The 10169-nt window shown below is 54.9% G+C and carries 6 protein-coding genes and 1 pseudogene; 2 read left to right on the top strand and 5 right to left on the bottom strand.

Features of this window, described 5'->3' with window-relative positions; all coding sequences use genetic code 11:
* A pseudogene (locus tag FOY53_RS22135) lies at nucleotides 1-126 on the top strand (IS5/IS1182 family transposase); the annotation flags it as partial.
* 2 nt (nucleotides 127-128) lie between these two features.
* Here the strand turns inward: FOY53_RS22135 and FOY53_RS23895 are convergent.
* Nucleotides 129-374, bottom strand: a complete 246-nt coding sequence (locus tag FOY53_RS23895) for a PDDEXK family nuclease (protein ID WP_246107515.1) — start codon at nucleotides 372-374, stop codon at nucleotides 129-131.
* On the opposite strand from FOY53_RS23895, the gene FOY53_RS22125 reads away from it, so the two are divergent.
* Nucleotides 373-1866 (top strand): DNA cytosine methyltransferase, encoded by a 1494-nt coding sequence (locus tag FOY53_RS22125; RefSeq protein ID WP_146592469.1) that lies wholly within the window; start codon nucleotides 373-375, stop codon nucleotides 1864-1866. The genes FOY53_RS23895 and FOY53_RS22125 overlap by 2 nt on opposite strands.
* Before the next feature lie 22 nt (nucleotides 1867-1888).
* Here the strand turns inward: FOY53_RS22125 and FOY53_RS22120 are convergent, their stop codons facing one another.
* Genes FOY53_RS22120 through FOY53_RS22105 form a run of 4 tightly spaced genes read right to left on the bottom strand, consistent with a single transcriptional unit; the run spans nucleotide 1889 to nucleotide 9260 of the window.
* On the bottom strand, nucleotides 1889-4003 hold the full coding sequence (locus FOY53_RS22120) for an AIPR family protein (RefSeq protein ID WP_146592468.1): 2115 nt from the start codon (nucleotides 4001-4003) through the stop codon (nucleotides 1889-1891).
* Entirely contained in the window at nucleotides 3990-4958 is a 969-nt protein-coding gene (locus FOY53_RS22115; RefSeq protein WP_146592467.1) for a PD-(D/E)XK motif protein, read from the bottom strand. The genes FOY53_RS22120 and FOY53_RS22115 overlap by 14 nt, the downstream gene beginning before the upstream one ends.
* Nucleotides 4945-7701, bottom strand: a complete 2757-nt coding sequence (locus FOY53_RS22110; RefSeq protein WP_146592466.1) for a Z1 domain-containing protein — start codon at nucleotides 7699-7701, stop codon at nucleotides 4945-4947. The genes FOY53_RS22115 and FOY53_RS22110 overlap by 14 nt, the downstream gene beginning before the upstream one ends.
* The gene (locus tag FOY53_RS22105) at nucleotides 7698-9260 is read right to left on the bottom strand and encodes an ATP-binding protein (protein WP_222435326.1); all 1563 of its coding nucleotides are present in this window, start codon (nucleotides 9258-9260) and stop codon (nucleotides 7698-7700) included. The genes FOY53_RS22110 and FOY53_RS22105 overlap by 4 nt, the downstream gene beginning before the upstream one ends.
* Nucleotides 9261-10169: the final 909 nt, after the last annotated feature.

The following is a 10169-nucleotide window of genomic DNA, read 5'->3' as shown; positions in this document are numbered from 1 at the left end:
AAAGCCTTCGGCGAGCGCATCATGGCAAGAGACCCCGACCGCCAGACCGCCGAAATCCACATCCGCATCGCCCTTATGAACCGCTTCAACGCCCTCGGCAGCGCCGAGATCGTCCGTGCGGCATGACGTCAGTGGGCTAAGGGGCTGTCACCCCTCAAGCGCGAGTTGCGCAACAACGCCCCTCGCGAGTGCAACGCCTTTCGCAAAAGAATTTCCGGCTTCGTGTTCGAGGCTTTGATCCCGGCCATCATCCGCGATCTTGTTTTCTGATCCACCACATCAACCATGTTCCGAATATATATTTCCAGCGGCCATTTTACACCTGGCGCTACTTGCCAAACCTGGTAGACATGCGCTTCAGAAAGAAAACGCATGCCTCATGAATTCGCAATAATAGACCTTTTTGCCGGACCCGGTGGGCTTGGCGAGGGATTTTCGCAGGCAGGTTGCCGCGAAGAAGCGCGGATGAAAATTCATCTTTCGGTCGAGATGGACGATCACGCGGTGCAGACCTTGCGCCTTCGCGCTTTCTTGCGGTCATTCGATACCTTCCCACAGGAGTACTACGACGCACTGAACAAGGGCTTTCCATTTCCTGATTGGGGTGCGCTGTACCCGGCTAACTGGAAACTGGCGCAGGATGAGGTCCGGCAGCGAGTCCTCGGCGCGAAAGGCGTCTTTGATGAGCTTGCTGGAGAACTTGACAAGGTCCGTGAAGCATTTGCGGGCAACACGATCTTGATTGGCGGACCGCCATGCCAAGCTTATTCGTTGGCCGGTCGCTCACGGAACAAGGGAAAAACTGATTACATCCCGGAGAAGGATGATCGCCATTACCTTTACAGGGAATACGTCCGCATCCTTGACCGTCTGAACCCGGCAGCATTTGTCATGGAGAATGTCAAAGGCATGCTGTCAAGCAAAGTGGATGGCGGGGGAATCTTCAGTCGAGTACTGGATGATCTCGAGAGCGCCGGGGATGGGTACCGGCTGCTCCCTTTGGCTCAGGCGATTCCTGCCGAAGGTAACAGAGCAGAGGCGCGGGACTTCATCATCCGGGCGGAGGATCACGGCGTTCCACAGGCACGGCACCGCGTGATCATTCTTGGTATTCGAACCGATCTTGCCAAAAGTCTCGATCTTGTAGGTCCAATCCTTGGCACAGCACAAGAACCAATTTCTGTTGGTGAGGCCGTTACCGGGATGTGGAAGCTGCGTAGTGGTCTCAGCCGAAAGGACGACCCCGATGCCTGGCAGCAGGTCGTCAGGAACCAAGCTTTCCGCATCGCGGGCGCCGCTGCGGTACCTGAAGAGGTTCGTGCGATGGCGAGAGCGATCGCGGTGACAAACGAACTGCCGCATCTCAGAACAAGCGGCTGGAAGGGCGACAAGTCGGTAATGCCGGAATACCTTCAGCAGTGGTTTTCCGATGAAAGACTGTACACCACGTTGCAGCACGAGACGCGTGGACACATCCCGGATGATCTCGGGCGCTACATGTTTTCGGCGGCCTTCACGCGCAGTTATGGGCGGGCACCGAAACTGGCTGAGTTCCCAGAGTTCCTGCAGCCCAAGCACAAGAATCGCAGTTCAGGAGATTTCGCAGACCGGTTCAGGACTCAGGCAGCTGATCGCCCGTCAACGACAGTCACCAGCCACATTTCGAAGGATGGGCACTACTTCATTCACCCTGATCCGGGTCAATGCAGGTCTCTGACAGTGCGGGAAGCCGCCCGCCTTCAGACATTCCCCGACAACTACTTTTTTTGCGGCCCGCGCACGAAACAATATCACCAAGTAGGGAATGCTGTGCCTCCTTACCTCGCATACCAGATCGCCATGGCGGTGAGTTGTTTGCTCTCCTGAACTAACGGAAGGTGGCTGTCGATCACTCGGCCGCCGAAGTCTCACCCTCCATGCCGAAGCCACTCCGCTCCAGCTTCGCCAGCACATCGAGCGCCACAATCGTCTGCCTTTCCGTTGGCAACCTGCCCGGCATCTTTGAACAGACATCAAGTATTCCGAACTCCACCTGCGACAGCAACTTGCGGGCCCGCCCCCAATCCCTGGCGTTCAGCCAGAACTTCGCGCCAAGCTCGAAAACCTTGGTCTGCGCTTCGACGCTTTTCGTCAGTTCAGCATCATCCTTGACTTCGTCATCCTCGGACTGGGCCTCTTCAAGGGCGATAAGCAGACTTTGAAGGTCATCGGAATAACTCAACCTCCGTTTTCTGAAACGTTCCCAGCACGCTTGCGTTTTGGCCCATTCGCTCATATTCCGCACGCCGTCCGGCGGATTGGTAATGATCTCCTGCGCCTCTGCCGCCGCGACAAGCAATGCATCCTCCAGGGCCGGTGGAACCGCTTGCATCCGCCAGACTCTCCCCAGGTCGATGACCTTGTCTCCGACTTCCGCATCTTGCGCGACCTTCGCTATTGCATAGGTCACGATGTTTGCTCGGTAGCCGCCTTCATACCAATCTTGGGCCGAGACGAGCTTCTCAAGCTTGCGGAAGATGATCATTTTGGAGATCAGATGCCTATACCAAGCCTCACCGACACGTTTGCCACTACGACCCCAGAGCTTTTCGATCGTCTTTGCGAACGCAGCGAAGTTCTTCTGAGCCCCCTTGGAAACAACCTCTGGCTTGCCAGCCCACGTGTTCTCGAACTTCGCCAGATCCGTCTTTGTAAAGAACTGGCTTTTGGGAAATTCTGCATCCCATTTGTTGCGCTCGGCCTGTGTCTTCTTGCCGCGTTCGTCGGCATATTGTCCACGTGCGCGCTCGTAAAACCATTTCGTTTCACGGTAGCCATCGGTGCCGGCCGGGGCGAGAATTTTTCTTGAAAGCTCCTCAATTCTGATGTGGAAAGGGTGGTTGGCAAAAAAGTCAGCGGCATTGACTTTGTTCTGACTGTTCGCGAATTCCGAGATGCGGGGCACGACGGTATCCGCCAGGATGGGCGGCACTACGTTCAGCTTCAGCTGGACATAGATGTCCCTCAAACCCTCACCAGCTGCCTTTCGAGCCGCATGGATAGAAGCTGTCGTCTGTCCGCCATTCACAATCTGGAGGTTCTCGGCCCGAGTGATGACGAGACCGTCATCGGTCCGTTCAAGTTCCACGCTCTCTGCTGTCGCTGCGAGGCCGTTGTTATAGGCCAGAAACATATGAGGTTCTTTGAGGATGGTATTCCTGATCCCTTGGTTCACCTTACCCCGGGCCTGAAGGAAGCTGCGCACGTTGGCTTCCAGAAGACGAGCGCCCCATTTATCATATATCTCAGCCAGCTGTGCCCCGGGAATCACAGCAATGTAACTTTCCAACGCAGTCTCTGACCCTGATGCCTTGAGTACAGGGATGCCGCCGCCGAATTCCTCGACGAAGTTTATAGTCAGGTCTGCTCGCGCGCGTCCCTGTTCCACATAGGCCTGAAGGCGTTTCAGGTCCCAGACGCTGTAGGTCACGGGCTTTCCGCCGATCTCCCCTGCGGGCCGTGCATCTACCTTGGCGCGGTTGTCTGAGTTAGTAACGTATATTAGCTTGAATTTTTCGATGACCGACCAGCGTTGCTGAATCAGATCAGCGAGTTGCGCAGCGTTGCTCGTCTCTTCAAGCTCATCAAGGAAATCTTCTTTCCTGGCGAACCTAAGAAATTCAACAAGATTCTCGAATTGCCCTTTCAGATACTTGCCGTCCGTCCGTCTGACTTCCGGAGTGATCTGGAAATCACATAATATCAGCGACAGATCGCCTCCGGCGTCACGCGGATCTCCACTATATCCCGATATCTGAAGCGTCACGCGACGCCGCTTCCCTTCCTTGACTGTCGTTCTTGTGCCTTCGAAATGGCAATAATCACATTCATCTATTTCGCCGGCTTCAGTAAGGATCTCGCCGATCTTCTCGAAAAAGGCTTCTTGGCTGTAAGAGCCCATCGCATCGGCGTCGCCCTGAACATCAGCAATCAGGCTATGATGAAACTCTTCAAGCTCTGACATTCAGATTCCCCTGAAAAAGCAATCCGTTCAAATCGGTAGCGCGTTCGTAATCAGTGCAGGCATCAAGACGAATCGAATAGGCGACTTCGTCGGTGCCTATTGGCAATGGAGGGACGATCCGAGGGAACCCCTCTACGACCTCAAATATTCTCGCCGCACCCAGTTGCCAACGCCGCTCCTCTTCGACGTTGTCTTCGGAATAGGCTGTGGCCGAAAGACGCTCTTCCCATATATCCAGAGCGGCAACATCATCGTCGAACAGGGATGCCGTCCTGACCACGATATCCTTTAGATTGTCGCCTTCCGCATCAATGGTGGTATCCACGTCCTGCACCCGCAAAAACAGTCTTGCTCCGGAGATGTCCATCAGCTGGGCTTCGGATGAGATTCTGACCTTCGGATGGGCGGCGCTTCTTCGTGCTTTGACCTCAAAGAACACCCCCGGCAGCTCGAAATCCTTGGCGCTGTCATCTGGCCCCTTCCAGGATTCGACAGCTTTGGTTGGCCCGAGCACTTCCACAAGTTCACTAAGGAATGCCAACTCACCGACAAGCCCCCGCTGTTCTTCGAGTGACATACCCTTCTTTCCGCCACGCAGGAGATGATGCCATCGCATCGCACGGCGCACGGAGCGACCCAACGCACTCTGTAGGTCTTCTGCCTGTTCGCCAGCCGACACGACGTCTCGGCAAAGTGTTTCAAACAGATCAAGGTGAGAGGTTTCTGATAGGGTGATGCACAAGCAATTTGCACCTTCGACCACGCGGTAGAACACGCCGACATGCTTCAGCTTTGGCAGGGGCCGAACTTCTTCAGTCTCAACCGACAATCGCAAGAGCAACCCCGGCACGCCGTCCGGCATACGTACCCAGAAAAAGTCATACCGCCCTTTGCCATCGACCCGCCGGGCCTGATTTTCTGGCAAGCCCTTCCATGGGCCATCAATAATCTTCATGGGCATCCTCGTCGTCCTCATCGGTGCCGTATATTTCGCGAAATTTCTGGGTGTTGATTATGTATTCGACGCGATCATTAGGCTTTGATGAGGGCGGCAGGCTGATGCTCCATCCGATCACCGGACGCTTGGGCAGTCTATCAAGTATGCTCTTGTCCCGGAGCTGACCGATATCCGTTTCCTCCGGCGCGCGTACCTTTACAACATGAAGTACAAACAGAGGCTTGATGCGAACTTGACGGTAAATCTTGTCAGGAAAGGAAGGGCGCTTGTTCTCGTCGGCCGCTTCCAGCTTCTGTTGTGCCAGATACTCGGCCTCTACCTGCTTCGCCATTCTCTCGTCGACCCCGATACGCTCTACACCACGCGATGCAATGCGGGCGCGTTTGCCACTCATGGACAGAACGTGATCGGAAAGATCTGCATACCCGATGCGACGCATTTGCGGCCCGACGGACCAGCCCGCAAATTCAAAGTTCTCCGCTTCGCTCTTCACGTCGGTGACTAGGATGTCCCAGTTCTTCAGCTCATCCGCGGCACGATCGCGAATGTAACTCCGGACCGGCCCAGGTTGTGTCAGGAAGGCTTGATCATGGTTGCGCCAACTCAACAGGAATTGGTCGATCAAATCTACCGGCACATCGTTCAGAAGATGACCACCATTGACCCTTTGAGCCGCGCCGGGACCGAAGCCAAGGTCGGCCATGCCATCAAGTAACCGCTCTGCGGCTTCTTCGTTCGCCGCCAGCTCTCGCGGCTTTGCCGTGATCTTCGCGGTCTCGACCCAAGAATTGGAAAGACCGATCAGAATGTGTTTCTGCCCCGAGCCCATCTTGTTTCGAGCCGTGACCAGTAGGGAAGCGGGGTGGCTGCGAACAGCCAAGCCGAAATCCGAAGGGGTGGCTTTGGCCTTTTCCATTTTCTTTAGTTCGAGATGCAATTCCTCGCTGGCTCCGGCGATATGTGCATACCAGTCAATCGCCTCGGCAGGCATCCAGATGCGGCAAAGATCCTCAAACCCGCTGCGGTAACCAAACCAGCGCCCCATTTGCATCAGCGTGTCGTACATCATGGTATTTCGCAGGAACCAAGTAACAGTCAGCCCTTCCAACGTCAGGCCACGCGAAAGGGAAAAGCCCCCAACAGCGATCACCGTCTGCCCGATGCTGGAGTCCCCCGAATAGTCCAACCCGTTTGCCCGGCTGTTCACTTCCACGACTTTCGCAGCAGCGGCAGCCTCCAGCATAGCCGCCTGAACGTCCGACCAATCGAACCCCGCGTCTGAATATTCCAGTTCCCATGTCTCATGCAGTTCGGCAATCATCCGGTCCCCCAGCGCCGCCTTACCCCGAGTTCCATTTACTCGGAGGGAGTCGAGGATTGCGTCCACATACTGATGCAACCGGTTTCTAAGCAGCCCCTGAACCGCCGTGAACCGGCTTGCATTCACGAGCATCGAGCAATGCTTGGACGCCTGGCCGCGCAGGTTCCTGATCGTCCTTGCGATCAGGAAGGCGCGGACTGCCTCCTTCAGACTCTGCGGAAGCTCGTCGACCGTCTGGTCGATACTGTGCTTCAACGGAAGGAGATCCTCATTGTCACTTATGTAGCGAAGCCAGACCGGATCGCCGTCATCAGGAATGCCGTCAATGAAGATTTTCTTCGCCCCAAAATAGTTCGTGGGCGCGTCCAGACCAACGATGAAATGCTTTGGAAAGAGATCTTCCTTGAGGGCCTCGTCATACTGATCCGGGTCGACAAAGATATTGGCGAACGGCGTTGCTGTGTAGCCGACATAGCAACTGCGGTGGAACAGATTTAGAAGATCGCGAATCTGACCGTTTATCTTCGTGACCTCTTCTTTCGAGTACTTTGTGTTGATCGAAGCGTTGTCGGCTTCGTCATCGATCAACAACATGGGCTGGTCGATCATCTGGTCATCGCCACGAGAGCTGTTTTCCCTTAGCCAATCCAGCAGATTGCGCAAAGTGTTGTGGTTCTTCTTGATAACCAGAACCACTGGGACTCTGAAAGCGTCGATTTCCGCATTATTGGTGTTGGCGATCATCTTCTTGAAGTCAGAGATCGTGTTGGTCAGACTAACTGGAATTTTTCGATCATCAAAAACGCCGACACCGATGGCGCGGTTGCCCTTCTTTCCCTGCGTGGCAAGACGCCCGGTATCCCGACCGATGAAACCTTCGTCGATCCGCTCCTGTGTCTGGTTTCGCAAATTGTTATGAATGCCTGCGATTACGACAATCAAACGATATCCTGCGTCGGCAGCCTTGCAGATCAGACCAGTGTAGTTTGCTGTCTTCCCGCTTTGTACATGCCCGACAACCATGCCGCGTCGGTCCCATTTCTCCGCGAGGCCCGGATTCCCGAGGCGCCCCAAAATGCGATCCGTCAGTTCATCCGTCGTTGTGATAACGTCTTGCGGCAGCCCGTTCTTGTGCAACAGTTTCTTGTATCGGTCCCAATAGAAAGGCTCGATGCTTGCCTTTGCCTCATCCAACCAAGGACGGAAGTTGTCATCGTCGACCATGGCACCCAGGCCCATCGTAATGCCGAACCGTTCTTCAATATCCTTGGCAAGCTGTTCCAGAGCCTCGGGCGCGGCGTTCACGTTGAGCGCCATGTTCATGGTCGAAATGAATGCCCTTAGGTCCGTGCCACTCTTACGCTCGTGAGCGAGCGATTGAGAGATGACATCGTCGAGATGCTTGAGTTGTGCAGTCACAAATGTGTTCCCTGTTCAATGTCTTCGATGAGCCGACGAATCGCGTCTCTGTGGTGGATGAATGGCTCTGTCGAACATAGCGTCCGCGCCACGTCATTTCCTGTCATGCCAGTAGCGAGCAATGCCCGTATGGCCGTCTCAGCCGCATCGGCAAGCTCGACAAATTCAGCTTCGTCCGATATCACGCTTTCTGCACTGCCCAGCATGTCAGCATGAAGCGCGGCAATCGGCAGCCCCGTTCCGAGCAGATTAATGCAGACCCTGAAGCCGTGCCGGAATTCCTCCGGCAGGGATTCGCCAAAGCCGATGATCGAGGGATGATCCACGTTAGGGCGGTAGACGACGCCGCCATCTTTCTGGATGCGGCTCCACAATGGCAGGCTATCTTCGGAAACCAGCTTTCGGCCACGCCGCTGATATGTTCGTTTCGAGGTCCCTTGCAGACGTTCGACAATCTTGCGCAGCCGCTCGCGGACCACGGGCGGCATCTGTGCCGAAGCCTTGCGGACGTCGATCTTCCAGTCAGCATCCATCGTGTTCGGAATGTCCACACGGACCCGTGCCAGCTTTGTCAGTTCTGTTTGGCGCGCCAGACCGAGCCAGCTGCCGGCGATGATCAGACGCCTTTCTCGATAGATGTAGAAACCCTGTGTACGAAGGTGTCCTTCCGGACCACCCAGCTCTTCCCAAGCCGGCTTCGACATCTTTTTGTGGTGCGGCAATGTAAAACATTGCGTGACTACCTCACCGTTTCGAAGCGGAAGACGCTCTTCCGGATCCACTTGGGTTGCCATGTGGTCAATTGCGAATGGGTCGATGGGTGAGAGCCGTCTGTCATTGAGGAGGATACGCAGTGCAGGTCTGCCGCCTTCCATATATCGATGGAAGCATAGTTTGAGGTGACTCTCCGCCAAAACGATCGCCTTGTTGATTTCCGCTGATCGTTTCGCGGAATCATGGCGGAAGTTCGTCGACAGTCGATCCAGCTTCCGCCAGAGCACGATGGTTCCGGTCGTCGGCAGCCTGTCCAGCGCCGGTATGTCGGAAAGATCGTCCTCAAGGTCGACTCGCCAGTCATTGGTCTCAGCCACTTTGTCGAGGTCCCATGTCGCAGCCGATGTGACGCCGCCTTTGCGAGAAATCACCGTAAGCTGCCTGCACTGGGAAAAGCTGGCGCTTTTCAACCCGAGACCAAAACGACCAAGGTCGTGGCCCTCACGTTCCTTAAGAGGATTCTTGGACCCGGGGCGCATCGCCTCGATCAACTCGAGTTCGGTCATGCCGGCTCCGTTGTCCGCGATCGCTATCCAAGGCTCGTCCGTGGTCGTCTCTGCAATTATTTCGACCCGAGATGCCCGAGCCGTTATCGAATTGTCAATTACGTCCGCCATCGCGGTCTCAAGCGTATACCCGAAGTCCCGCATTCCCTCGATCAGAGAAGCAGCATACGGGGTCGCATCGGCCTGTCGTTTTGTAGTTCCGACAACCATTTTTGAGGTTTGTGACATCATAAATTTCATTTTCAGAATTAATGTGATCACGTAGCGGATCGTGGCCAAGTCTGAACATGTAATGCGTGCAACGTGAAGAGTTAAAAAGAATATTTTTCAAACTTCGAAAAGGCCTTCGAGAGCGGCATGCTGTCTTGGCATAGTATCGAGCCTAAAAGCAGCTGCTCGACTGCAAAGGAGACACGTCATAAACGCCGCAATCTATCCCATGGGTGCCACATCGCACCTTTTGGTGAACGCACAAGGCATCGTTCGAACCCACAAAGGGCATTGGATTTCACAGGATTAATGCGCTCTGTAGGCCTACGCAAGGTCAGCGTCTTATTGGGACGGACCGGCCCAAACTTGCCTTAGGACAAGACCCCGTCCGCGCCTCGCGCCTCCGTAGAGGAGGGCGGATTCCGGGCATTCTCTGCATGCGCGAGCGCAATCTCTGTATACCATGAAAGCGGACATTCAGCCTGACCTGCCACTGAACTTTCATCCAGCCGCGACCGGAGTCCGGTTGTGTTTACTATGCCGATGAGCGCCTGTACCAGTGTGTCGCCAAGATAGAGATCGCATCACATCGAGAAGGTCCCCGCTTTGATTGCTCAGGAATTAATATTTGAACATAAGGGTGACTTTGAAAAAGTTACTCTTTTCCGATGATCAACGCACGCGAACGGGGAATTTCTTCACGCTTATAGATGGAGAAAATGGTGTTGGTAAAAGTCTCATGCTGAGGGCGTTGGTGGATTCCGCGTTGAGTTCCTCTGATCAATATGAACGAACAAGGAACTCGAAGTCATCCGTAATTTTTCAAGGGGGACAGCCGTCCCGAATCTTGGCGCTATCCAGTACGGTTAACGATAGATTCCCGTCGAATTCTGGTGCCGCTTGACCTTCCCCCGCGGTTAGGGCCGGTTTGATCTGGAATCTTCCGGTTGGGTTTGAGTGTTGAGCGGCAGCGTGGAG

Source organism: Puniceibacterium confluentis, assembly GCF_007923445.1.
In the GTDB taxonomy this organism is placed as follows: domain Bacteria; phylum Pseudomonadota; class Alphaproteobacteria; order Rhodobacterales; family Rhodobacteraceae; genus Puniceibacterium; species Puniceibacterium confluentis.
This window is presented reverse-complemented; position numbering and strand designations above follow the sequence as displayed.

What these genes read in the sequence shown, in the direction of transcription:
- FOY53_RS22125 (WP_146592469.1), top strand. Translation starts at nt 373, where the DNA reads ATGCCTCATGAATTCGCAATAATAGACCTTTTTGCCGGACCCGGTGGG.
- FOY53_RS23895 (WP_246107515.1), bottom strand. Translation starts at nt 374, where the DNA reads ATGCGTTTTCTTTCTGAAGCGCATGTCTACCAGGTTTGGCAAGTAGCG.
- FOY53_RS22120 (WP_146592468.1), bottom strand. Translation starts at nt 4,003, where the DNA reads ATGTCAGAGCTTGAAGAGTTTCATCATAGCCTGATTGCTGATGTTCAG.
- FOY53_RS22115 (WP_146592467.1), bottom strand. Translation starts at nt 4,958, where the DNA reads ATGAAGATTATTGATGGCCCATGGAAGGGCTTGCCAGAAAATCAGGCC.